At 71.6% G+C, this 22,331-nt stretch carries 24 protein-coding genes; 11 read left to right on the plus strand and 13 right to left on the minus strand.

All coding sequences use genetic code 11. The features are described from left to right. The first annotated feature begins 244 nt into the window (after positions 1-244). Genes NOD94_RS24855 through NOD94_RS24870 form a run of 4 tightly spaced genes read left to right on the plus strand, consistent with a single transcriptional unit; the run spans position 245 to position 4,101 of the window. Positions 245-1,057, plus strand: a complete 813-nt coding sequence (locus NOD94_RS24855; RefSeq protein WP_281208311.1) for an SDR family NAD(P)-dependent oxidoreductase — start codon at positions 245-247, stop codon at positions 1,055-1,057. Further along, a complete protein-coding gene (locus NOD94_RS24860) occupies positions 1,054-2,361 on the plus strand; it encodes an aminotransferase class I/II-fold pyridoxal phosphate-dependent enzyme (RefSeq protein WP_281208312.1) in 1,308 nt (435 codons plus the stop codon). The genes NOD94_RS24855 and NOD94_RS24860 overlap by 4 nt, the downstream gene beginning before the upstream one ends. Then, a complete protein-coding gene (locus tag NOD94_RS24865; protein ID WP_281208313.1) occupies positions 2,358-3,305 on the plus strand; it encodes a diiron oxygenase in 948 nt (315 codons plus the stop codon). The genes NOD94_RS24860 and NOD94_RS24865 overlap by 4 nt, the downstream gene beginning before the upstream one ends. Beyond that, complete coding sequence (locus NOD94_RS24870) at positions 3,298-4,101, plus strand: tryptophan 2,3-dioxygenase family protein (protein ID WP_281208314.1); 804 nt, start codon at positions 3,298-3,300, stop codon at positions 4,099-4,101. Before NOD94_RS24865 ends, NOD94_RS24870 begins: the two co-directional genes overlap by 8 nt. Positions 4,102-4,196: 95 nt before the next feature. Here the strand turns inward: NOD94_RS24870 and NOD94_RS24875 are convergent, their stop codons facing one another. The 4 genes from NOD94_RS24875 to NOD94_RS24890 all read right to left on the minus strand — a co-directional run bounded on the left by NOD94_RS24875 (position 4,197) and on the right by NOD94_RS24890 (position 6,622). After that, entirely contained in the window at positions 4,197-4,718 is a 522-nt protein-coding gene (locus NOD94_RS24875) for a histidine phosphatase family protein (RefSeq protein WP_281208315.1), read from the minus strand. 88 nt (positions 4,719-4,806) lie between these two features. Further along, complete coding sequence (locus NOD94_RS24880; RefSeq protein ID WP_281208316.1) at positions 4,807-5,037, minus strand: hypothetical protein; 231 nt, start codon at positions 5,035-5,037, stop codon at positions 4,807-4,809. A gap of 158 nt (positions 5,038-5,195) precedes the next feature. Continuing rightward, positions 5,196-5,315, minus strand: a complete 120-nt coding sequence (locus tag NOD94_RS24885; protein WP_281208317.1) for an SGM_5486 family transporter-associated protein — start codon at positions 5,313-5,315, stop codon at positions 5,196-5,198. A 5-nt stretch (positions 5,316-5,320) separates the two neighbouring features. Beyond that, positions 5,321-6,622: an MFS transporter gene (locus tag NOD94_RS24890; RefSeq protein WP_281208318.1), complete on the minus strand. Its 1,302-nt coding sequence runs from the start codon at positions 6,620-6,622 to the stop codon at positions 5,321-5,323. Between the two features lie 102 nt (positions 6,623-6,724). On the opposite strand from NOD94_RS24890, the gene NOD94_RS24895 reads away from it, so the two are divergent. Continuing rightward, positions 6,725-7,396, plus strand: a complete 672-nt coding sequence (locus NOD94_RS24895) for a FadR/GntR family transcriptional regulator (protein ID WP_281208319.1) — start codon at positions 6,725-6,727, stop codon at positions 7,394-7,396. A 52-nt stretch (positions 7,397-7,448) separates the two neighbouring features. On the opposite strand, the gene NOD94_RS24900 is transcribed toward NOD94_RS24895, so the two are convergent. The 3 genes from NOD94_RS24900 to fabG form a co-directional block, all read right to left on the minus strand. Continuing rightward, positions 7,449-7,886 (minus strand): hypothetical protein, encoded by a 438-nt coding sequence (locus NOD94_RS24900; protein ID WP_281208320.1) that lies wholly within the window; start codon positions 7,884-7,886, stop codon positions 7,449-7,451. Positions 7,887-8,107: 221 nt separating this feature from the next. Then, positions 8,108-8,878 (minus strand): enoyl-ACP reductase FabI, encoded by a 771-nt coding sequence (gene fabI, locus NOD94_RS24905; RefSeq protein ID WP_281208321.1) that lies wholly within the window; start codon positions 8,876-8,878, stop codon positions 8,108-8,110. Between the two features lie 4 nt (positions 8,879-8,882). After that, a complete protein-coding gene (fabG, locus tag NOD94_RS24910; RefSeq protein ID WP_281208322.1) occupies positions 8,883-9,602 on the minus strand; it encodes a 3-oxoacyl-[acyl-carrier-protein] reductase in 720 nt (239 codons plus the stop codon). A 185-nt stretch (positions 9,603-9,787) separates the two neighbouring features. On the opposite strand from fabG, the gene NOD94_RS24915 reads away from it, so the two are divergent. The 3 genes from NOD94_RS24915 (at position 9,788) to tyrS (ending at position 14,111) form a co-directional block, all read left to right on the plus strand. Continuing rightward, on the plus strand, positions 9,788-11,311 hold the full coding sequence (locus tag NOD94_RS24915; RefSeq protein WP_281208323.1) for a TldD/PmbA family protein: 1,524 nt from the start codon (positions 9,788-9,790) through the stop codon (positions 11,309-11,311). 91 nt (positions 11,312-11,402) lie between these two features. Next, positions 11,403-12,794, plus strand: a complete 1,392-nt coding sequence (locus tag NOD94_RS24920; protein ID WP_281208324.1) for a metallopeptidase TldD-related protein — start codon at positions 11,403-11,405, stop codon at positions 12,792-12,794. Positions 12,795-12,845: 51 nt separating this feature from the next. Further along, positions 12,846-14,111 (plus strand): tyrosine--tRNA ligase, encoded by a 1,266-nt coding sequence (gene tyrS / locus NOD94_RS24925; RefSeq protein ID WP_281208325.1) that lies wholly within the window; start codon positions 12,846-12,848, stop codon positions 14,109-14,111. A gap of 85 nt (positions 14,112-14,196) precedes the next feature. Here tyrS and NOD94_RS24930 read toward each other — a convergent pair whose 3' ends face one another. Beyond that, complete coding sequence (locus NOD94_RS24930; protein WP_281208326.1) at positions 14,197-14,472, minus strand: GlsB/YeaQ/YmgE family stress response membrane protein; 276 nt, start codon at positions 14,470-14,472, stop codon at positions 14,197-14,199. 231 nt (positions 14,473-14,703) lie between these two features. Here NOD94_RS24930 and NOD94_RS24935 point away from each other — a divergent pair, with 231 nt between their 5' ends. Both NOD94_RS24935 and NOD94_RS24940 read left to right on the plus strand, forming a co-directional pair. After that, complete coding sequence (locus tag NOD94_RS24935) at positions 14,704-14,982, plus strand: DUF3099 domain-containing protein (RefSeq protein WP_281208336.1); 279 nt, start codon at positions 14,704-14,706, stop codon at positions 14,980-14,982. 157 nt (positions 14,983-15,139) lie between these two features. Continuing rightward, positions 15,140-15,394 carry a hypothetical protein gene (locus NOD94_RS24940; RefSeq protein ID WP_281208327.1) on the plus strand — a complete coding sequence of 85 codons (255 nt, stop codon included), beginning with the start codon at positions 15,140-15,142 and terminating at the stop codon, positions 15,392-15,394. Positions 15,395-15,460: 66 nt separating this feature from the next. On the opposite strand, the gene moaA is transcribed toward NOD94_RS24940, so the two are convergent. The 3 genes from moaA to NOD94_RS24955 form a co-directional block, all read right to left on the minus strand. Beyond that, positions 15,461-16,450 (minus strand): GTP 3',8-cyclase MoaA, encoded by a 990-nt coding sequence (moaA, locus tag NOD94_RS24945; RefSeq protein ID WP_281208328.1) that lies wholly within the window; start codon positions 16,448-16,450, stop codon positions 15,461-15,463. Between the two features lie 177 nt (positions 16,451-16,627). Then, complete coding sequence (locus NOD94_RS24950; protein ID WP_281208329.1) at positions 16,628-18,253, minus strand: cation acetate symporter; 1,626 nt, start codon at positions 18,251-18,253, stop codon at positions 16,628-16,630. Continuing rightward, positions 18,250-18,615: a DUF485 domain-containing protein gene (locus NOD94_RS24955; protein WP_281208330.1), complete on the minus strand. Its 366-nt coding sequence runs from the start codon at positions 18,613-18,615 to the stop codon at positions 18,250-18,252. The genes NOD94_RS24950 and NOD94_RS24955 overlap by 4 nt, the downstream gene beginning before the upstream one ends. A gap of 258 nt (positions 18,616-18,873) precedes the next feature. Between NOD94_RS24955 and NOD94_RS24960 the strand changes: the two genes are divergently transcribed. After that, on the plus strand, positions 18,874-20,427 hold the full coding sequence (locus NOD94_RS24960; protein WP_281208331.1) for a S8 family serine peptidase: 1,554 nt from the start codon (positions 18,874-18,876) through the stop codon (positions 20,425-20,427). Between the two features lie 26 nt (positions 20,428-20,453). On the opposite strand, the gene NOD94_RS24965 is transcribed toward NOD94_RS24960, so the two are convergent. Continuing rightward, positions 20,454-21,497 carry a zinc-dependent alcohol dehydrogenase family protein gene (locus NOD94_RS24965; protein WP_281208332.1) on the minus strand — a complete coding sequence of 348 codons (1,044 nt, stop codon included), beginning with the start codon at positions 21,495-21,497 and terminating at the stop codon, positions 20,454-20,456. A gap of 40 nt (positions 21,498-21,537) precedes the next feature. Next, on the minus strand, positions 21,538-22,239 hold the full coding sequence (locus tag NOD94_RS24970) for a lysoplasmalogenase (protein WP_281208333.1): 702 nt from the start codon (positions 22,237-22,239) through the stop codon (positions 21,538-21,540). Positions 22,240-22,331: the final 92 nt, after the last annotated feature.

Here is a 22,331-nt window from a genome sequence, read left to right on the forward strand (position 1 = left end):
GCGGTCTTTCATATCCGGCCACCGGAAGCCCACCCGCGAGGCGCCCGAACCGGACACGACCACCCCTCGGCGAACCGAACGCGCCACGGCGGATCAACGCAATCCTCCCGGACGCAAGAGTCATTTCGGACAACGGGTGCCCGAAGTCGCCCTATTCTCACTCCACTTGCGACAAATACTGTGACCGCTCTGTCGTGAACGCGACAGCGACCATCGGTCAGTCTTGATCGTTCAAGGGGAAACAATGGTGACTCGAAGTGTCCTCGTCACCGGAGGTTCGGGCGGTATCGGCCGGGCCTGCGTGGAGAGGTTCGCCCTGGAAGAGGACTGGACGGTCTGGTTCACCTACCGCAACGGCCGGGCCCGGGCCGAGGAGCTGGTGCACGAACTGGCCCTCACCGGCCACGCCAAGGTGGAGGCCTTCCCCTTCGACCAAGGGGACTGGGAGGACCACCAACGACTCCTGGAGAGGCTTCCCGGCCCGGTCGAAGTCCTGGTGAACAACGCCGCCGTCGGATCCAAGACCATCGACCAGTACACCGACGGCTCCCGGCACGAGAAGGCCTCGGAGTTCTTCCGGATCAACGCGGTGGGCCCCCTGTGGCTCACCGAACAGTTGCTTCCCGGCATGCTGGAAAACGGCTACGGCAAGATCATCAACATCTCCAGCGTGGGTGGCGGGATCTTCCAGTTCCCCGGCTTCCACCCCGCCGACGGCATGAGCAAGGCCGCGCTCACCTACCTGACCCGGCACCTCGCCGCCGACCTGGTGCACAGCCCGGTGGACGTCTTCGCGGTATGCCCCGGCGCGGTCGACACCGCGATGTTCCAGGCCAGCACCCTAGACAAGCTCTCGCCCGAGGAACTCGCGGCCCTGACCGCCCGGCTGCCCAAGAGCCGCCTGATCCGCTCCGAGGAGATCGCGGAACTGGTCTGGTGGCTGGCGGGCGATCACTCCACCTCGCTCCACGGCTCCGTCATCGACGCCTCCATGGGCCTCGGGGTCAACCCGGGACTGCTCACCGCCGCCGGCGTCGACAGCGGGAGGGGCCGATGATCTCCCGTCAGGCCGCCCGGCTCCTCGCCGACACCCCGGCCATCGCCGAGGCCCACTTCCGCGCCGAGGCGGAGCCGTACGACGCTCGACTGCGCCCCGACGGCTACCTCAACCTGGGCACCGCCGAGAACCGTCTGCTCTGGGACCTGCTCCGCGACCGGCTGGCCGCCCTTCCCCCCATGACCGAGGCCACCGCCCGCTACGCGCCGCTGCACGGCACCGACGCACTGCGCGAGCGGATCGCCGCCCTGCTCTCCGCGACGTGCCGGACCCCGCTGGACGCCGACGACCTCGTGGTGATCAGCGGCGCGACCGGGGCGCTGGACGCCATCGCCTCCGTACTGTGCGATCCGGGCGAGGCCATCGTGGTCCCGTCCCCCTACTACGGAGCCTTCGACACCGACCTCGGCGGCCGCTCCGGCGCCCGGATCCTGCCCGCGCCACTGTCCCCCGACGACGGCTTCCGGCTGACCGCCGACGCCGTCGACCGGGCCCTGAAGGAGGCCCGTTCCCGGGGCACGACGGTGCGCGCGGTGGCCCTCTCCTCCCCCTCCAACCCCATCGGCGAGGTCCACCCGCCCGAGGTGCTCGCCGACCTGCTGCGCGTGGTCCGCGAGCACGACGTCGACCTGGTGTCCGACGAGATCTACGCCCACGCCGTCTTCGGCGGGCGCCCCTTCACCAGCGCCGCCGACCCGGCCGTCAACCCGCACTGGGTCGACCGCACCCACGTGGTGTGGGGCTTCGCGAAGGACTTCGGGCTGCCCGGCCTGAAGACGGGCGTGCTGCACACCCGCGATCCGCGCGTCCGGGACGCGGCGCGGGCGATGGCCTACTTCGCCCCCGTCTCCACCGCCACCCAGGACACCCTCGCCGGGCTCCTGGCGGACCCCGCGTGGGTGGCGGCCTTCCTCGACGCCGGCCGCGCCCGGCTGGCCTCCTCGTACGGACACCTCGTCGCGCTGCTGGACGCGCACGACATTCCGTACGCCCCGGCGGAGGCGGGCTTCTCCGTCTGGCTGGACCTGCGCCGGTGGCTGCCCGGCACCGATTTCGAGGCCGAACGCCGGCTGTGGCGCGCGCTGTTCGAGACCGCGAGGGTCAGCGTCCTGCCCGGCGGGGCGTTCCGCTCCCCGCAGCCGGGCTGGTTCCGGCTCTGTCACACCGTCGACGCGCCCCTGGTGGCCGAGGCGGTCCGGCGGATCGCCGCCCACCTGGGGCCGGCCACCGCCGCGCCCGCACCGTCCGCCGGCGACGCCCCCGCCGTCCCCCTCCCCTCCTCACCGAACGGAAGACACGCATGACCACGGCCCCAGGTCCCCTCGACCGCTGGTACGAGACCGCCGGCGTACGCGGCGGAGTCCGGCGGATCTTCCACGCCGAGGCCGAGCAGGGCCGGGTGTTCTTCCCCGACGCCCTGGTGCCGCACCTGTCCCACCCCGAGGTGAAGGCCTTGGAGCCGGAGCTGATCCGCGAGGTCTCCGTACGGCACCTCTACCAGTTCCTGCACTCGACCACCCACCTGGAGACCCGGGTGGTGAACGGCGCCGCCGAGCCCGTCGCCAACGGCAACTCCGGCCTGCACTTCCCCACCGCGCTGCGCATGGACGCGTTCAAGGTGTACTGCGACGAGGGCTACCACGCCCTGTACAGCCTGGACCTCGCCGACCAGGTGGCGGCCGTCACCGGCATCGCCGTGCCCGACGTCGACTACGGCGGGTTCGTCACCGCCCTGCAGGACACCGGACGGCGACTGCTGCCCGACGACCCGGTCCTCGCAGGACAGTTGCAGGCGGTCGTCTTCGAGACGCTGATCACCGCGGTCCTCAACGAGGTGCCGCAGGACCCGACCGTGGTGAGCACGGTGCGCGAGCTGATGCGCGACCACGCCAAGGACGAGGGCCGCCACCACCGCTTCTTCTCCGCCTTCTTCCTCGAACTGTGGGCCCGCCTCGACCAGCGGCGCCGCGTACTCGCCGCCCGCGCCCTGCCCGCGATGATCCGCGCCGCCCTCGACTGGGACCTGGAGCCGGTGTACGACTCGCTGCGCCGCGCCGGCCTGGACGAGGACCGCACCGAAGCCGTCCTGACGGACACCTACGGCGGGGACGCGGGCATCGACCGCATCCAGACGATCTCCCGCTCCACACTGCGGCTGTGCGCCCAGGTCGACGCCTTCGACCTGCCCGGCGTCACCGACGCCTTCGCCCTGTACGGACTGCGCGCACCGGAGGACTCCGATGTCTGACACCGTCACCTACTCCGACTACCTGCGGCTCCCCGAGCTGCTGACGCTCCAGGTGCCGCTGGCCGACGGGGTCCGCGACGAACGCCTGTTCATCACCGTCCACCAGGTGCAGGAACTGTGGTTCGGGCAGCTGCTCGACGACCTGACCGACGCCCGCGACCGGATCCTGGACGGCGACCCGCGCACCGCCCGCGCCCGGCTCGCCCGCGGCGCGGTGATCACCCGGGCCCTGATCACCGGCATCCATCCGCTGCGCGGCATGCCGCCGCGGGAGTTCCACGCCTTCCGCGGGGCGCTCGGCACCAGCAGCGGCTCGCAGTCCGCGCAGTACGTGGAGATCTCGGCGTTGTCCGGGGCGGACTGGGTGCACGGTGAGTACGGTGCCCGCGTCGCGGCCGGGCTGAGCCCCGCCGAGCGGGAGCGGCTGCGGGTGCGGCTCGAAGAGCCCTCGCTGTGGGAGGCCTTCGTCGGACTGCTGGGCAAGGCCGGCTTCGAGGTGGCGACCGAGGACGGCCGGCGGGCGGCGTACGAGCGGCTCTCGGACCTCCCGCGGGACGGCGACCCGGCCGAGCTCGCCGAACTGGCCGAGCTGGCGGAGGCGCTGGTCGACCACGACGAGGTCTGGACGGAGTGGCGGGCCTGCCACGCCCTGCTCGTGGAGCGGCAGATCGGCGGGCGTCCGGGCACCGGGGGCAGCACGGGTGTGGCCCACCTGCGGGCGGCGGTGTACCGGCGGTTCTACCCGGAGCTGTGGGAGGCGCGGGGCGCGGGGACGGCGGCCCTCCCGGGCCGGTGACGACTCCCGGACGTGCCGGGGCCCGGGCCGCTCAGGAGGGCGGCCCGGGCTCCGTGGCGCTCGGTGTTCCGGTTGTGCGTTCCGGTTGTTCCCGCTCAGTGGTCCTTCGGGGTCCAGAAGTCGACCAGCGTTCCCACCCCGTGCTCCAGGGACTTCCACGAGCCGGTGAAGGAGACGACGGCGAGGGCGGCGGTCGGGAAGCCGGTACGGGTCATCCGGGCGACGGCGTCGCCCTCGGCACGCCCGGAGAGGGCGTCGGCGAGGGCGTGCATGCCGGGGTTGTGGCCGATGACCAGCAGGTCGCGGACCTCGTCGGAGGTCTCGTTCAGCAGGGCGATGAGCTCGCCCAGCGAGGCGTCGTAGAGCCGTTCCTCGTACGAGGTCCTCGGCCGGTGCGGGAGTTCCTGGACGGCGAGCTTCCACGTCTCCCGGGTGCGGGCGGCGGTGGAACAGAGGGCCAGGTCGAAGTCGATGCCGGTCTCGGCCAGCTTCAGTCCGACGGCCGGTGAGTCCTTCCGGCCGCGTTCCGCCAGTGGGCGTTCGTGGTCGGCCACCTGCGGCCAGTCGGCCTTGGCGTGCCGGAGGAGGGCGATCCTGCGGGGTGTATCGGCGCTCATGACTCCCAGCTTCGCATGAAATGAGCCACGGGGCGCAGGGTGTTGGGAGGCCGCTTCCCGGTGGTGGAGCGCGGCCCGGCGCAGGCGGTCAGCCGACGGCGCGCAGCAGCTGCTGGGTGACCTGGATCAGCCCCGAGGGCTCCGCGGGGGCGGCGTGGGCCTGGCCGGATCCGGCGAGGAGCAGCAGGAGCAGGCCGAAGCCGAGGGCGGGCAGGGCCAGCGCCCACCAGTGCAGCCGGGCGTTCGCGCCGGCGTGGGCCGGGGTGCGGCGGCGGGCGGGGAGCGCGGTGCGGGACGGGGTGTGCGTGGGGGCCGACATGGCCGCCTCCGGGGGTGCTGGGCCGGGACTGGATCGCTGCTTCGAATCTATTGATCCGAGGCGGCGGTTCCCATCGGGGGCGCACCCCAGTCCACCCTGAACCTGACCCCCTAGGGGATGGTGGGGCTAGCCCTACCGTCCGGGGAACGGGCCGGGGTTCAGGGGGAGGCGATCGTCGCGATGACGGCGATGATCACGGTCACGGCGAGCATGGCGCCGAGCACGAGGCCCAGCTTCTTGCGGCCGTTCTGCGGGTTCGGTTCGAGTACGGGCGACATGTCGTTCAGTTTCGCATGCCGCATTCGTCCTCGATCGTGCGGTCCCGTCCCGCGAGGACGCCGAGGGCGATCTGCGGGACGAGGAGTCCCGCCATCAGGGCGAGGGGCAGGTCCCAGCCGCCGCTGTGCTGGTAGAGGGTGCCGATGACGAGCGGGCCGGGGATGGAGATGAGGTAGCCGGTGCTCTGGGCGAAGGCGGAGAGCTTGACGACTCCGGCCGGGGACTTGGCGCGCAGGCCGATCATCGTGATGACGAGCGGGAAGGCGCAGTTGGAGATGCCGAGCAGCAGCGCCCAGGCCCAGGCTCCGGCGGCCGGGGCGAGGTAGAGCCCGAGGTAGCCGGCGAGCCCGAAGAGGCCGAGGGCGACGGCGATGGGGCCCTGGTGGCGCATCCGTCCGGCGAGGCCGGGGATGACGAAGGCGAGCGGGACGCCCATGACCATGGTGACGGCGAGCAGGACCCCGGCGGTGGAGGCGGAGACTCCGGCGTCGCGGAAGATCTGCGGGAGCCAGCCCATGGTGACGTAGGCGCCGGTGGCCTGGAGGCCGAAGTAGCAGGCCAGGGCCCAGGCGGTGCGGCTGCGGATGATGGAGGGGCCGCTGTCTTCGCGCGGGGCGGCGGGCGCGGCGGCCTTCTCCCGGCGGCTCGCGGCGGCGATGGGGAGCCAGGGCAGTACGGCGGCCGCGGCGAGGACGGCCCAGATCAGCAGGCCGGTGCGCCAGCTGCCTCCGAGGGCGGAGGTCAGCGGGACGGTCGCGGCGGCGGCGAGGGAGGTGCCGGCCGCCAGGGCCATGGAGTACAGGCCGGTCATGGTGCCGACGCGGTCGGGGAACCAGCGCTTGACGATCACCGGGAGCAGGACGTTGGTCAGGGCTATGCCGGCCAGCGACAGGGCGCTGGCGGCGAGGAAGCCCGCGGCGTTGGTCGCGAAGGGTCGGATGAGCAGCCCCGCGGCGACGGCGGCCATGCCCGCGCAGACGACGGCGGCCGGTCCGAAGCGGCGGGAGAGCCGGGGCGCGGTGACGCCGAAGACGGCGAAGCAGAGGGCGGGGACCGAGGTGATGAGCCCGGCGACGGCGCCGCTCATGTGCAGCCCCGTACGGGTCTCCTCGAAGAGGGCGCCGAGGCTGGTGATGGCGGGCCGCAGGTTCAGGGCGGCCAGCACGATTGCGACGATGAGCACCGGACCCAGCCACCGGGGGGTGGTGTGGGCGGCGGGGAGCGTCCGGTCGACGGGGCCGCCGGCCGTCTGCGGGCGGTTGACGGTCTGCGGGCGGTCGAGGGTCTGGATTTCTTCGTCGGGCATTCAACCATCATAGAATCATGGGATGATTAGTTGTCCAGTCGCGCTCGCGTCACGCCGGAGCCCACGGCGTGCCGGAGCCCGCGTCGCCCCCGAGAGGAACCCATGCCACTGACCTCGCCCCGGCGGTCCGCGCTCGTCGACCAGGTGATCACCCAGCTGAGGAACCAGATCACCTCCGGCGAGTGGCCGGTCGGCTCCCGCATCCCCACCGAGCCGGAGCTGGTGGAGCTGCTGGGCGTCGCCCGCAACACCGTGCGCGAGGCCGTCCGCGCGCTCGCGCACAACGGGCTGCTGGACATCCGACAGGGTTCGGGGACGTACGTGATCGCCACCAGCGAGCTCGCCGGGGTGATGCACCGGCGCTTCGCCGGCGCCGACCCGCGGCACATCGCGGAGCTGCGTTCGACGCTGGAGTCCTCGGCGGCCCGCCTGGCGGCGGAGCGGCGGACCGCGCGGGACCTCGTACAGCTGGACGCCCTGCTGGCCCGGCGCGAGGAGGCCTGGGAGAGCGGGGACGCGGAGCTGTTCGTGGCGGCGGACGTCAGCCTGCACATGGCGGTGGTGACGGCCTCGCACAACGACGTGCTGATCGAGCTGTACGCGGACCTCGGCGACCTGGTGGCGGACTGGCTGCGCACGGACGTGGGCACCGAGCTGACCCCGGCGTCCCACCTGGACCACGCCCGGCTGATCGAGGCGATCCGTCGCGGGGACGCGGACGCGGCCGCCTCGGAGGCGGCGGGCTACCCGTTCGTCTGCCTGGGCCGGGAGTAGCGGCCGCGATCGCGGGCCCGGTCCGGGTCGGGACCCCGGCCGCCCGCGCGGTTCAGGTCCCCGGCCGGCGGTGGGTCACCCAGGCCGAGCGGACCTCCTTCCAGCAGCGGCCGGTGAGCCGGACGCGGCCCGCCGGGTCCAGGGGGACGGCCGCGGCGTCGCCGTCGACGTCCCACCAGCGGTCGCACTCCACGTGCAGCCGGATCAGGTCGGTCTCGGGATAGGCGTTGTGGCAGTACGCCGTCACCTGCGAGCCGGCGATCTCGGTGTCGCAGTCGGCGCCGAAGAGGTCCCGACCGGTGGACGGCGCGGGCCGCGCGGGGGGCTCCGCGGGGTACTCGGCGAGGTCCGCGGCCGCGGGGGCCGCCGCCTCGGGGCCGGGGGCGGGGTCGTGGCCGGCGGGCTGCGCGACGGCTCCCGGCATCAGGAGTCCGGTCAGCACCACCGAGGTGAGCAGCAGGGATACCGATCGGTTCGGCCTCGCACGCACGCCGTACCTCCGCCCCGACCACGCCGGGAAGATCCCGACGAGGTCAGTTTGCAGTCATCTGTCCGGCTTTTCGAGTCGGAAAGATCCGGTCAGACGACGAACATCCGATCGAACCGGACCTCGCATCCCGTGCCCCGTACGCGAGACGGCGGTGGCCGCGCCTCCCCCGAGGGGGAAGCGCGGCCACCGCCGTACGGACGCAGGACGCCGTGATCCGGGGATCAGGCACCCATCGCGTGCAGGCCGCCGTCCACGTGGACGATCTCACCCGTGGTCTTCGGGAACCAGTCCGACAGCAGGGCGACGACGCCCTTGCCCGTCGGCTCCGGGTCGCTCATGTCCCACTCCAGCATCGAGCGGGAGTTCCAGACCTCGGCCAGCTCGCCGAAGCCCGGGATGGACTTGGCGGCCATGGAGCCGATCGGCCCCGCCGAGACCAGGTTGCAGCGGATGTTCTCCTTGCCCAGGTCGCGGGCGAGGTAACGGCTGGTGGCCTCCAGGGCCGCCTTGGCGGGGCCCATCCAGTCGTACTGCGGCCAGGCGAACTGCGCGTCGAAGGTGAGCCCGACGATGGCCGCGCCCTCCGCCGGGAACAGCGGCTTGCAGGCCATGGCGAGGGACTTCAGCGAGAACGCCGAGACGTGCATGGCCGTGGCGACCGACTCGAACGGCGTGTTCAGGAAGTTCCCGCCGAGGGCGTCCTGCGGGGCGAAACCGATCGAGTGCACGACACCGTCGAGACCGCCGAGCTCGTCGCGGACGAGACCCTCCAGACGGTCCAGGTGCTCCTGGTTGGTGACGTCGAGCTCGATCACCTTGACCGGCTTCGGCAGCTTCTTGGCGATGCGCTCGGTCAGCGACGGGCGCGGCCACGCGGTCAGGATGACCTCGGCGCCCTGCTCCTGGGCCAGCTTGGCGGTGTGGAAGGCGATGGACGATTCCATCAGCACCCCGGTGATGAGGATGCGCTTGCCGTCGAGAATTCCGCTCATGTGATCAGTGACCCATGCCCAATCCGCCGTCAACGGGAATGACGGCTCCTGTGATGTACGCGGCGTCGTCGGACGCCAGGAAGCTCACGGCTGCCGCGATCTCCTCGGGCCGCGCGTACCGGGCCAGCGGCACCTGGGCCACGATGCCCGCACGCTGCTCGTCGGTGAGCACCTTCGTCATGTCGGTGTCCACGAAGCCGGGGGCGACCACGTTGAAGGTGATGTTGCGGGAGCCGAGCTCTCGGGCGAGCGAGCGGGCGAAGCCCACCAGCGCGGCCTTCGAGGCAGCGTAGTTGGCCTGGCCCGCGGATCCCAGCAGCCCGACGACCGAGGAGATCAGGACCACACGGCCCTTCTTGGCACGGAGCATGCCGCGATTGGCGCGCTTGACGACCCGGAAGGTGCCGGTGAGGTTGGTGTCGACGACGGACGCGAAGTCCTCCTCCGACATCCGCATCAGCAGCGTGTCCTTGGTGATACCGGCATTGGCCACCAGCACCTCGACAGCGCCCTGCTTGTCCTCGATCTCCTTGTAGGCCTGCTCCACCTGCTCGGAGTCGGTGATGTCGCAACGCACCGCCAGCACACCCAGCGAAGTGAGCTCCTCCGGCGGCTCGCCCGACCGGTACGTGATCGCGACCTTGTCGCCGGCCTGCGCGAACGCTCGGGCGATGGCGAGGCCGATGCCCCGGTTTCCTCCGGTGACGAGAACCGAGCGGCTCAACGGATCACCCTTTCGCTAGCTGTCTTGATTACCGAAAACCTATAGGCCGCCCGGGGCATCCGGAGAATCCGGCTCCGACAGGGCCTGAAGGCGGGGTCTGTCGAGTCCCTACAGAAAGATGTAGTCACAACAGCCTTGAGCGCGACATGATCGGGGCTATCGGCCCCGACCCCGGGAGGACTTCCGTGGCCCATTCCATCGACGCGGCTTTCACCGCGCTGCCCTTGCGGGCGCTCGCCGACGCGGCGCTCGCCCGGGCCCGCGCGCTGGGCGCCGACCACGCCGACTTCCGGCTGGAGCGGATCCGCAGCGCCTCGTGGCGACTGCGCGACGCCAAGCCGTCCGGCGGCTCCGACACCACCGACCTCGGCTACGCGGTACGGGTGGTGCACGGGGGCAGCTGGGGCTTCGCCTCCGGTGTCGACCTGACCATGGACGGCGCCGCCAAGGTCGCCTCGCAGGCCGTGGCCATGGCGAAGCTGTCCGCCCAGGTGATCAAGGCGGCGGGGTCCGACGAGCGGGTCGAGCTGGCCGCCGAGCCGGTGCACGCCGACCGGACCTGGATCTCCGCCTACGACGTGAACCCGTTCGAGGTGCCGGACGGCGAGAAGGCCGCCCTGCTCGCCGACTGGAGCGCGCGGCTGCTGGCCGCCGACGGGGTCGCGCACGTCGACGCCTCGCTGCTCGCCGTCCACGAGAACAAGTTCTACGCCGACTCCGCCGGCACCTCCACCACCCAGCAGCGCGTCCGGATCCACCCGCAGCTCACCGCCGTCGCCGTGAACGGCGTGACGGGCGAGTTCGACTCCATGCGCACCATCGCCCCGCCCGCCGGGCGCGGCTGGGAGTACCTGACCGGCACCGGCTGGGACTGGAACGCCGAGCTGGAGGAGATCCCCGGCCTGCTCGCCGAGAAGATGCGGGCCCCGAGCGTCGAGGCGGGGCGCTACGACCTCGTCGTGCACCCGTCCAACCTGTGGCTCACCATCCACGAGTCCATCGGCCACGCCACCGAGCTGGACCGGGCGCTGGGCTACGAGGCGGCGTACGCGGGGACCTCCTTCGCCACCTTCGACCAGCTGGGCAAGCTCAAGTACGGCTCCTCGATCATGAACGTGACCGGTGACCGCACGGCCGAGCACGGCCTGGCCACGATCGGCTACGACGACGAGGGCGTCGAGGCGCAGAGCTGGGACCTCGTCAAGGACGGCACCCTGGCCGGCTACCAGACCGACCGGCGGATCGCGAAGCTGACCGGGCTGGGGCGCTCCAACGGCTGCGCCTACGCCGACTCCCCCGGGCACGTGCCCGTCCAGCGGATGGCGAACGTCTCCCTCCAGCCGGATCCGGGCGGGCTGTCCACCGAGGACCTCATCGGCGGGGTGGAGCGCGGGATCTACGTGGTCGGCGACCGCTCGTGGTCGATCGACATGCAGCGCTACAACTTCCAGTTCACCGGGCAGCGCTTCTTCCGCATCGAGAACGGCCGGCTGGCCGGGCAGCTGCGCGACGTCGCGTACCAGGCCACGACCACCGAGTTCTGGGGCTCGATGGAGAAGGTCGGCGGACCGCAGACCTACGTCCTGGGCGGCGCCTTCAACTGCGGCAAGGCCCAGCCCGGCCAGGTCGCGGCGGTCTCGCACGGCTGCCCGTCCGCGCTGTTCCGCGACGTGAACATCCTCAACACCACGCAGGAGGCCGGCCGATGAGGGCAGACGGTCACTCCCCCGCCCCCCGGGGGTCCGGGGGTCGCCCCCCGGGACGGCACAGTCTCAACACCACGCAGGAGGCCGGACGCTGATGTCGACCCGAACCAAGCCGCACGAGATCGTCGAGCGGGCCCTGGAGCTGTCCACGGCCGACGGCTGCGTCGCCATCGCCGACGAGGAGTCGAGCGCCAACCTGCGCTGGGCCGGCAACGCGCTCACCACGAACGGCGTCACCCGCGGCCGGACCCTGACGGTCATCGCCACCATCGACGGCAAGGAGGGGAGGGCCTCGGGGGTCGTGTCCCGCTCCGCGGTCACCGCCGCCGACCTGGAACCGCTCGTACGGGCCGCCGAGGCGGCCGCGCGCGGGGCCGGGCCGGCCGAGGACGCCCAGCCCCTGGTCACCGGCACGCCGGCCTCGCCGGACTTCACCGACGCCCCGGCGGAGACCTCCTCGGCGGTGTTCGCGGACTTCGCGCCGGCCCTCGGCGAGGCCTTCGCCCGGGCCCGCGCGGGCGGCCGGGAACTCTACGGCTTCGCCAACCACGAGCTGGTCTCCACGTACGTCGGCACTTCCACGGGCCTGCGACTGCGCCACGACCAGCCGAACGGGACCCTGGAGGTCAACGCCAAGTCCCCGGACCGGCTGCGCTCGGCCTGGGCGGGCCGCTCGACGCGGGACTTCAAGGACGTCGACCCGACGGTCCTGGACGCGGAACTCGCGGTGCGCCTGGGCTGGGCGGAGCGGAAGATCGAGCTGCCGGCCGGGCGGTACGAGACCCTGCTGCCGCCGACGGCCGTGGCCGACCTGCTGATCTACCAGATGTGGTCGGCGGCCGCCCGGGACGCCGTGGAGGGCCGGACCGTCTTCTCCAAGCCCGGCGGCGGCACCCGCCTCGGCGAGCGGCTCTCCCCGCTGCCGCTGACCCTGCGCAGCGACCCGAACGCGCCTGGTCTGGAGTCCGCGCCGTTCGTGATCGCGCACAGCTCCGGCGACGACGCGTCCGTCTTCGACAACGGCCTGCCGGTCCCGCCGACGGAGTGGATCGGCGACGGTGAGCTGAAGCGGCTGACGACGACCCGGCACAGCGCCGCCCTGACCGGCCTGGACCTGTCCCCCGGCTTCGGGAACCTGATCCTGGACGGGGGCGGCGAGAAGTCCTTGGAGGAGATGGTGGCCGGCACCGCGCGGGGGCTGCTGCTGACCTGCCTCTGGTACATCCGCGAGGTCGACCCGGCCACGCTGCTGCTCACGGGTCTCACCCGGGACGGCGTGTACCTGGTGGAGGACGGGCAGGTCGTGGGCGAGGTGAACAACTTCCGGTTCAACGAGTCCCCCGTCGACCTGCTGTCGCGAGCCACGGAGGCGGGCCGGACCGAGAAGACCCTCCCGCGCGAGTGGGGCGACTGGTTCACCCGGGCCGCGATGCCGGCGCTGCGCATCCCGGACTTCAACATGAGCTCGGTCAGCAAGGGCGTCTGACCCACCTAGACTGACCATGGCAATTTCAGACATCGAAGGAGTCGAGAGACCGTGACGGACATCGTCGACGAACTGAAGTGGCGTGGGCTCTTCGCCCAGTCCACCGACGAAGAAGCGCTGCGCAAGGCGTTCGCGGACGGTCCGGTCACGTTCTATTGCGGCTACGACCCGACGGCGGCCTCGCTGCACGTGGGTCACCTGGTGCAGGTCCTGACCATGCGCCGGCTCCAGCTGGCGGGCAACCGTCCGCTGGCGCTGGTCGGCGGGGCCACCGGTCAGATCGGCGACCCGCGCCCGACGGCCGAGCGCACCCTGAACGACCCCGCGGTCATCGCGGAGTGGGTGAACCGGCTGCGTTCGCAGATCGAGCCGTTCCTGTCCTTCGAGGGCGAGAACGCGGCGGTCATGGTGAACAACCTGGACTGGACGGCGGGCATGTCCGCCATCGAGTTCCTGCGGGACATCGGCAAGCACTTCCGCGTCAACAAGATGCTGACGAAGGACTCGGTCGCCAAGCGGCTGGAGTCGGACCAGGGCATCAGCTACACCGAGTTCAGCTACCAGTTGCTCCAGGGCATGGACTTCCTGGAGCTGTACCGGCGCCACGGCTGCGTGCTCCAGCAGGGCGGCTCCGACCAGTGGGGCAACCTGACGGCCGGCCTCGACCTGATCCACCGGGTCGAGTCGGGCGCGCAGGTGCACGCCATGGCGACGCCGCTGATGGTCAAGGCGGACGGCACCAAGTTCGGCAAGACCGAGGGCGGGGCCGTCTGGCTGGACCCGGAGATGACCACCCCGTACGCGTTCTACCAGTTCTGGCTGAACGTGGACGACCGGGACATCTCCACCTACATGCGGATCCTGTCGTTCCGGTCCCGTGAGGAACTGGAGGCGCTGGAGGCGCAGACCGCCGAGCGGCCGCAGGCGCGCGCCGCTCAGCGGGCCCTGGCCGAGGAGCTCACCACGCTGGTGCACGGCGCCGACCAGTGCGCCGCCGTGATCGCCGCGTCGAAGGCGCTGTTCGGTCAGGGCGAGCTGGCGGAGCTGGACGAGGCCACGCTGGCCGCGGCCCTGTCGGAGCTGCCGCACGCGAAGGTCGCCGAGCCGGGCCCGGTCGTGGACCTCTTCGCGGAGACGGGCCTGGTCGCCAGCAAGTCGGCGGGACGCCGGACCGTGAAGGAGGGCGGCGCCTACGTGAACAACGTGAAGGTCACCGCCGAGGACGCGGTCACCGGCCCGGAGGACCTGCTGCACGGCCGTTGGCTGGTGCTGCGGCGCGGCAAGAAGAACCTGGCCGCCGTCGAGGTCACCGGCTGACGCGGCCCGCACGTGACGAGGGGCCGGTACGGACAGTGCGTCCGTGCCGGCCCCTCCGTCGTCGCGCCCCGGGTGCGCGGGCGGCTCAGGCGGTGCGTTTGTTGCCCCTCAGCGCCATGTACGCCATGTCGCCGAGGCCGACGATCAGGACCGCTCCGACCAGTTGCAGCAGGTGCCTGATCCAGTCGATGCCCTTGGTGTCGGCGACACCGATCCAGGTGGCGACGGCGTTGCCGAGGACGCTGCCGATGATGCCGAAGATCACGGTCAGCCAGAGGGGCTGGTGCTGCTTGCCGGGCAGGATCGCCCGGGCAATCAGGCCCAGCACCAAACCGACGATGATCGCCCACAACCAATGCATGTCGCCTCCTCCGGCGCGATGTGCGCATGTCGCACCAGTCTTGATCCGCGCGACGAACGACGCATTTCGGACAGAGCCGTTCGGGGGACACCCCCTCACCACGCCGGGAGGCGGGCCGCGTACCGTGGAAGTGTTCCGGACCGGGGTGCGTCCGGCAGGCGGATCGGGTGGTGCAACGTGCGGCGGACGAAGCGGAACGAGGCCGAGGTCTTCCGGATCACCGGGGCCCGGATGGGCCTCGCCGAGGACGTGCGGGGGCGACAGCGCCGGTACGTCATCTCGATGACGATCAGGACCCTTTCGGTCATCGCGACGGTGGTCCTGTGGAACGTGGAGCGCCATGTGGCGATCGTGACGTTGGTCGCGGGCGCCCTGTTGCCGTACGTCGCGGTGGTCATCGCCAACGCGGGGCGCGAGTCGACGCCCTCCCTGCCCTCGCACTTCGTACCGGCGCCTGTGCGCCCCGCGCTGGAGGCCGAAAACCTCAACAAGAGCTCAGATCAATCCTGAAGTTCCGGTGCACCCGACCGGGTCCTGCGTGACATACTGCCTACGCGCTCCGCATCCCCCGTCGGAGCGACGGACCGACGCCGGGCAGCTCCCCCCGTGGCTGCCCGGCGTCGCCCATCCGAAGCTCTCCCGAGTGCGTGTTTGTAGGGTTGAGGCCGTGAACTCCCCTGATGTGAACGCATCCGCCTCCGAGCCCGCCCCCACCTGCTCCGCCAAGGGCTGTCGCGACGCGGCCGCCTGGGTCCTCGCCTGGAACAACCCCGCGCTGCACACCCCGCAGCGGCGCAAGACCTGGCTGGCGTGCGAGGAGCACCGCGAGCACCTCTCCCAGTTCCTCGGGGTCCGCGGCTTCCTCAAGGACGTCGTGAAGCTCGACGAGTGGGTGCAGCCCGAGGGCTCGGAACGCGCCTGAGCCCCGGCCGGGGCCGGGGCTCGGACGAGGCTCGTCGCGGCGGGCCGGGCGCGGGTGGCGCCCCGCTCAGCCGCCGATCGCGGACATGGGACGATCGGGCTGGAGGAACGACGGGTCGTCGAGGCCGGAGCCGGCCTTCTTGCCCCACATCGCCACCTTCCACAGGCGGGCGATCTCCTCGTCCGGGGCGCCGGAGCGCAGCGCGGCCCGCAGGTCGGACTCCTCGGTGGCGAACAGGCACGTACGGATCTGTCCGTCGGCGGTGAGCCGGGTGCGGTCGCAGGCGCCGCAGAAGGGGCGGGTGACGGAGGCGATGACGCCGACCGTTGCCGGGCCGCCGTCGACCACCCAGCGTTCGGCGGGGGCGGAGCCGCGCTCGTCGGCGCCCTCCTCGGTGAGCGTGAAGCGGGTGCGCAGGGACTGGAGGATGTCCCCGGCGGTGATCATGCCGTCGCGCTTCCAGCCGTGCTGGGCGTCGAGGGGCATCTGCTCGATGAAGCGGAGCTCGTACTCGTTCTCCACGGCCCAGGCGAGCAGGTCGGGGGCCTCGTCGGCGTTGAGTCCGGGCATCAGGACGGCGTTGACCTTGACGGGGGTCAGACCGGCGTCGCGGGCGGCCGCCATGCCGTCGATGACGTCCTTGTGGCGGTCTCGGCGGGTCAGGGTCTTGAAGACGTCGGGGCGCAGGGTGTCGAGCGAAACGTTCACCCTGTCCAGGCCGGCGGCCTTGAGGGCCTGCGCGGTGCGCTTGAGGCCGATGCCGTTGGTGGTCAGCGACATCCTGGGGCGGGGCTCCAGGGCGGCGCACTGTTCGACGATCCCCACCAGGCCGGGCCGGAGCAACGGTTCGCCGCCGGTGAAGCGGACCTCGGTGATGCCGAGGCTCGTGACGGCGATGCGAATCAGCCGCACGATCTCCTCGTCGCTCAGCAGGTCCGACTTGCCGAGCCACTGCAGTCCCTCTTCGGGCATGCAGTAGGTACAGCGCAGGTTGCACCGGTCGGTGAGTGAGACGCGCAGGTCAGTGGCCACGCGGCCGTACGTGTCGAGAAGCACTGTGGGCCCCCTCTCCTGTCCGGTTCTGCGGAGGTAGACGCCGTCGCGGGTACGCGGTGGCGCTGTGTTCGAGCCTACGCGACGGGCTTGGCCCGTAGGGGTGCCCGATTGAACGAGACGCGACGTGGCCGTGTCGTACGGAAGTACGACACGGCCACGCTGTGTGTTCGGTGGATCTCAGTGAGCCCCTGTTCCGGTGAGGGAGCGCACCTCCAGCTCGGCGAACTTGCGGGGGTCGGCCTCTTCCTTGGTGAGGACGGTTCCCAGCCATCCGAGGAGGAAGCCGAGGGGGATGGAGATGATGCCGGGGTTCTCCAGCGGGAACCAGTAGAAGTCGGCGTCCTTGAACATCGAGGTGGGCTTTCCGGAGACCACCGGGGAGAAGAGGACCAGGCCGACGGCCGAGATCAGGCCGCCGTAGATCGACCAGAGGGCGCCCTGGGTGGTGAAGCGCTTCCAGAAGAGGCTGTAGAGGATCGTCGGCAGGTTGGCGGAGGCGGCCACGGCGAAGGCTAGGGCGACGAGGCCGGCCACGTTCATGTCGCGGGCCAGGGCCCCGAGGCCGATGGCGACGGCGCCGATGACCACGGTGGACCAGCGGGCCGCGCGGACCTCCTCCTTCTCGGTCGCGTTGCCCTTGCGGATGACGTTCACGTACAGGTCGTGCGCGAAGGACGACGAGGACGCGAGGGTGAGGCCCGCGACCACCGCGAGGATCGTGGCGAAGGCGACCGCGGAGATCACCGCGAGGAGGATCGCGCCGCCCGTGGATCCCGCGCCGCCGCCGATCTCCTGCGCGAGCAGGGGTGCGGCGGTGTTGCCCGCCTTGTTCGAGGCCAGGATGTCGGCGCGGTTGAGCAGGGCCGCGGCGCCGAAGCCGAGGGCGATGGTCATCAGGTAGAACGCCCCGATGATGCCGATGGCCCAGTTCACGGACTTGCGGGCGGCCTTGGCGGTGGGAACCGTGTAGAAGCGGATCAGGATGTGCGGCAGGCCCGCGGTGCCCAGGACCAGGGCGAGGCCCAGCGAGATGAAGTCCAGCTTGGTGAGGGAGTCCTTGCCGTACTTGAGTCCGGGCTCCAGGAACTTGGTGCCCTGGCCGCTGTTCTCGGCGGCCTGGCCCAGCAGCGTGGAGATGTTGAAGTTGAACTCCAGCAGCACCAGGAAGGTGATCAGCAGGGCGCCCGCGATCAGCAGCACCGCCTTGATCATCTGGACCCAGGTGGTGCCCTTCATCCCGCCGATGGTCACGTAGACGATCATCAGGAGGCCGACCAGCGCGACCACGGCCACCTTGCCGCCGTCGCTGGTGATACCGAGGAGCAGCGAGACGAGTACGCCGGCGCCGGCCATCTGGGCGAGCAGGTAGAAGATCGAGACCACGATGGTGGAGGTGCCGGCCGCGGTCCGCACGGGCCGCTGGCGCATCCGGTACGCGAGGACGTCACCCATCGTGTAGCGACCGGAGTTGCGCAGCGGCTCGGCGACGAGCAGCAGGGCCACCAGCCAGGCGACGAGGAAGCCGATGGAGTAGAGGAAGCCGTCGTAGCCGAAGAGGGCGATGGCTCCGGCGATGCCGAGGAAGGACGCGGCGGACATGTAGTCGCCGGAGATGGCCAGGCCGTTCTGGAAGCCGGTGAACTGGCGGCCGCCCGCGTAGAAGTCGGCGGCGTCCTTGGTCTGGCGGCCGGCCCAGATCGTGATGATGAGCGTGGCGACCACGAACAGGCCGAACAGGGTGATGATCAGCGGTCGGTGCTCGGTCGCGCCGGCCGCGAGGGTCAGCTGCGGGATCGCGCTCATTCTCCGGCCTCCATCCGGGCCTTGATGGCCTGGGCCTTGGGGTCGAGCTTGGCGGCGGCGTGCCGCGAGTACAGCCAGGCGATCAGGAACGTCGTCGCGAACTGGGCGAGGCCGAGGACGAGGGCGACGTTGATGTTCCCGAAGAGCTTGGTCCCCATGAAGCCGCCCGCGTAGCTGGACAGCAGGACGTAGAGCAGGTACCAGGCGATGAAGGCAACGGTGAGCGGGAACGCGAAGGAGCGGTAGGAGCTGCGCAGTTCGGCGAACTCGGGGCTCTGCTGGACGCGAGTGAAGTCCTCGGCCGTGGGACTCGCCGGGGTCGGTCCCGCGCTGCCGTGGGGCGGCGCTGCTTCGGTGGTCACGGGGGGCTCTCCTTGTGACGCGGGTGCGGTGGGGACGACGGACAAAACAACCTCCGTGTGGGGGGACGGTGGTGCCGATCCCCCCTGTCAACGGCACGGCCGGCGCGTCGGGACGGTTCAACACCTGTGACTTCTTTGGAAACTGATTCCTCGAACTGATGGCGGAGAGGGGAACACCGGCACTAGGTTCGCGTGTCATGAACCCGTCCTGCGCAAACCGCGTGCGGACGGCTTTTTCACGGATGATGTGGAGAACCCATGGCGCATCTGGGGTCGCGTACCGCCCGGAAGAGCAATCGTCTTGCCGTACCGGTCGGACTGGCGCTCACCGCCTCACTCGCCTTCCTGCCCACGGTCGCGGCCTCCGCCGCCCCGCTCGGCAACACGGCGGCCACGGCCACGACGGCGAAGCCCGCCGCCGACGGCCCGAAGCTCTCCTACGTGGCGAACCTGACCGCGTACGGGACGGCCAAGCAGGCGAAGAAGGCCATCGAGCGGGCCGGCGGAACGGTGGTGACGGCCTATGAGCAGATCGGGGTCGTCGTCGCACACTCCCAGAACCCCGACTTCGCCAAGCAGCTGCGGTCCCAGCGCAGCCTCTTCGTGTCGGTGGGCGCCACTCGGACGGCCCCCCTCTCCGCGGTGCAGACCACCGAGGAGGGCGCGACGCAGAAGCTGAGCGCGGCCGACGCCGCCAAGGCGGCGGCGCAGGCGACGCCGGGACAGGAGCCGCTGGAGCCCAACCAGTGGGACCTGCGGACGATCAAGGCCGACCAGGCTCACAAGATCAACGATGGCAGCCCGAACGTCACCGTGGGCGTCATCGACACGGGTGTGGACGACACCCACCCCGATCTCGCCCCGAACTTCTCCAAGAGCCAGTCCGCCAACTGTGTCGGCGGCGTCGCGGACACCTCCGAGGGCGCCTGGCGTCCGTACCCGGACGGCAGCGACCACGGCACGCACGTGGCGGGCACCATCGCGGCCCCGCGCAACGGCGTGGGCGTCAGCGGTGTCGCGCCGGGCGTGAAGGTCGCCGGCATCAAGGTGAGCGAGCCCGCGACCAGCCTCTTCTACACCGAGGCGGTCGTCTGCGGCTTCATGTTCGCCGCCGAGAAGGGGATAGAGGTGACCAACAACAGCTACTACGTCGACCCGTGGAACTACACCTGCAAGAACGACGACGACCAGAAGGCGCTGGTGGAGGCCCTCGCCCGGGCGACGAAGTACGCGGAGCGCAAGGGCGTGCTCAGCGTGGCCTCGGCCGGCAACTCCGACCACGACCTGGCCGGCGAGTCCATCCTCGACGACACCAGCCCGAACGACAGCACCCCGGTGCCGCGGACCATCGACCCGAAGGTCTGCCTGGACCTGCCCACCCAGCTGCCGGGCGTGGTCACCGTCTCGGCCACCGGTGACCAGGGGCTGCGCTCGTACTACTCCAGCTACGGCCTCGGCGTCGTCGACGTCGCCGCTCCCGGCGGCGACAAGTGGCAGGTGCCGGCCACCCCGGACGCCAACGGCCGCGTCCTGTCGACCGTCCCGGGCGGCGGCTACGGCTACAAGCAGGGCACCTCGATGGCCGCCCCGCACGTCGCGGGCGTCGCGGCGCTGCTCAAGAGCGCCCACCCGTGGGCCTCGCCCTCGCAGCTCCAGTCGATGCTGAAGGGCCAGGCGACGAAGGTCGCCTGCCCGACGAAGATCTACGACGGCACCGGCAACCTGATCGACGCCACCACCTGCAAGGCCAAGTGGGGCCAGACCGGCTACTACGGCGCCGGCGTGGTCGACGCGCTCAAGGCCGTCAAGTAACGGCGCGGCGGGCCCTGGCGTCGGTCTCAGGGCGTGATCAGGACCTTCAGCGCGCTGCGGTCGTCCATCGCCCGGTAGCCGTCCGGGACCTCGTCCAGAGACACGGCGCGGTCGAAGACGGGCGCCGGGTCGATCGCGCCGCTCAGCACGTCCACCAGCAGCTCCGGGATGTACGCGCGCACCGGCGCCACACCGCCGCGCAGGGTGATGTTGCGGTCGAACATCACCCCGAGGTCCAGGCCGGTACCGCTGCCGTGCGGGACGCCGACGTAGCCGATGGCCCCGCCGTCGCGGGTGATGTTGACGGCCGTGCGCATGGACTGTTCGGTGCCGACGGCCTCGATGACGGAGTGCGCGCCCTGGCCGCCGGTCAGCTCGCGGACGGCCGCCACGGCCTCGTCCCCGCGTGCGGCGACCACGTCGGTGGCGCCGAAGAGTTTGGCGATGTCCGTACGGACGGTGTGTCGGCCCAGGGCGATGATCCGCTCGGCGCCGAGCCGCTTGGCGGCCAGGACGCCGCACAGGCCCACCGCGCCGTCGCCGACCACGGCGACCGTGGAGCCCGCGCGGACGCCCGCGCCCAGGGCGGCGTGGTGGCCGGTGCCCATGACGTCGGACAGTGCGAGCAGACCCGTCAGCAGGTGGTCGTCGGAGACGGCCTCGGCCGGCAGCTTCACCAGGGTGCCGTCGGCGTGCGGGACCCGGACGGCCTCGCCCTGGCCGCCGTCGTGGCCGACCGCGCCCCAGAAGCCGCCGTGCGCGCAGGAGGTGTACAGGCCCTCGGAGCAGTAGGCGCAGGTGCCGTCCGACCACATGAAGGGGGCGACGACGAGGTCGCCGGCGCGCAGGCCGGAGACGGCGGAGCCGGTCTCCTCGACGACGCCGAGGAACTCGTGCCCGATGCGCTGACCGGGCTGCCGCGCGGCCTCGCCGCGGTAGGCCCACAGGTCGCTGCCGCAGATGCAGGCGCGCAGGACGCGGACGACGGCGTCCTCGGGACGCCGGATCGCGGCGTCGGGCACCTCCTCCACGCGGATGTCGTGCGGGGCGTGGATGACGGTGGCGCGCATGGTGGTGCAGTCCTCCGGGGTGCGGTCCTGTATGACCGTCCTACCGTACGCCCGCCCCCGGATCGGGGTGGCCCGGGGACCGGCCGAGGACCCCGGTGGCCAGCAGGTACTGGGCCGCCAGATAGGTCGCCATGATCCAGAAGTCGGGCCGGGGCAGCTGGGGCCACTCGGCGACGCCGGTGGCGATGAGGGTGTCGGAGAGCAGGAACAGCGCCCCGCCCGCGCCCGCGACCCGGCCGAGGGCGCTCGCCCGGTAGGCCATGGCGGTGAGCAGCAGGCTGTAGCCGGCGACCGGGATCCGCAGGTCGGCCGGGAGGTCGCCCCACAGCAGGGCGACGGTCCCGATCAGGGCCGCGGCGTACGCGGCGCCGAGCAGGGGGCCGGTGCGGCCCCGCCCGAACAGGGCGAGGTAGCAGACGTGCCCGGCGGCGAAGGAGCCCATGCCGAGCAGGAAGGCGATCTCGGCGTCGAAGAGCAGCGCGAGGTCCCCGCCCCAGCCGAACAGCAGGGCGGCGACGAGCAGCCGGGGGGCGCGGCGGGTGATCACGTGGGCCACGAGCAGCGGCATCAGCAGCGGCTTGAACAGGACGTGGCCGAGGTGCCAGCCGGCGAGGAGGGACACGAGGTCGGCGGCGGCCGCGACGGCGAAGGCGGCGAGCAGGATCCATCCGGCGCGGCCGGCTCCGGCGGCGGGTCCGGGGCGGGTGGCCCAGGAGGGCGTACGGGCGTCGGTGGCGCTCATGCGGCACGCTCCGGCTCGGGGGCGGCGGTGGCCCGCGGGGCGGTGGGGGCCGCGGGGGTGGTGGGTACCGCGGGAGCCGCGGGGGCGCCGGG

It is taken from the genome of Streptomyces sp. Isolate_45, from assembly GCF_024721315.2.
Classification (GTDB): domain Bacteria; phylum Actinomycetota; class Actinomycetes; order Streptomycetales; family Streptomycetaceae; genus Streptomyces.

Coding starts and splice junctions, on each gene's coding strand:
- NOD94_RS24960 (WP_281208331.1), top strand. CDS start 18,874: ATGGCGCATCTGGGGTCGCGTACCGCCCGGAAGAGCAATCGTCTTGCC.
- NOD94_RS24920 (WP_281208324.1), top strand. CDS start 11,403: ATGTCGACCCGAACCAAGCCGCACGAGATCGTCGAGCGGGCCCTGGAG.
- NOD94_RS24855 (WP_281208311.1), top strand. CDS start 245: ATGGTGACTCGAAGTGTCCTCGTCACCGGAGGTTCGGGCGGTATCGGC.
- NOD94_RS24950 (WP_281208329.1), bottom strand. CDS start 18,253: ATGAGCGCGATCCCGCAGCTGACCCTCGCGGCCGGCGCGACCGAGCAC.
- NOD94_RS24965 (WP_281208332.1), bottom strand. CDS start 21,497: ATGCGCGCCACCGTCATCCACGCCCCGCACGACATCCGCGTGGAGGAG.
- NOD94_RS24860 (WP_281208312.1), top strand. CDS start 1,054: ATGATCTCCCGTCAGGCCGCCCGGCTCCTCGCCGACACCCCGGCCATC.
- NOD94_RS24970 (WP_281208333.1), bottom strand. CDS start 22,239: ATGAGCGCCACCGACGCCCGTACGCCCTCCTGGGCCACCCGCCCCGGA.
- NOD94_RS24865 (WP_281208313.1), top strand. CDS start 2,358: ATGACCACGGCCCCAGGTCCCCTCGACCGCTGGTACGAGACCGCCGGC.
- fabI (WP_281208321.1), bottom strand. CDS start 8,878: ATGAGCGGAATTCTCGACGGCAAGCGCATCCTCATCACCGGGGTGCTG.
- NOD94_RS24890 (WP_281208318.1), bottom strand. CDS start 6,622: ATGCCCGACGAAGAAATCCAGACCCTCGACCGCCCGCAGACCGTCAAC.
- NOD94_RS24880 (WP_281208316.1), bottom strand. CDS start 5,037: ATGTCGGCCCCCACGCACACCCCGTCCCGCACCGCGCTCCCCGCCCGC.
- NOD94_RS24870 (WP_281208314.1), top strand. CDS start 3,298: ATGTCTGACACCGTCACCTACTCCGACTACCTGCGGCTCCCCGAGCTG.
- NOD94_RS24875 (WP_281208315.1), bottom strand. CDS start 4,718: ATGAGCGCCGATACACCCCGCAGGATCGCCCTCCTCCGGCACGCCAAG.
- NOD94_RS24885 (WP_281208317.1), bottom strand. CDS start 5,315: ATGTCGCCCGTACTCGAACCGAACCCGCAGAACGGCCGCAAGAAGCTG.
- NOD94_RS24930 (WP_281208326.1), bottom strand. CDS start 14,472: ATGCATTGGTTGTGGGCGATCATCGTCGGTTTGGTGCTGGGCCTGATT.
- NOD94_RS24935 (WP_281208336.1), top strand. CDS start 14,704: ATGGGCCTCGCCGAGGACGTGCGGGGGCGACAGCGCCGGTACGTCATC.
- NOD94_RS24895 (WP_281208319.1), top strand. CDS start 6,725: ATGCCACTGACCTCGCCCCGGCGGTCCGCGCTCGTCGACCAGGTGATC.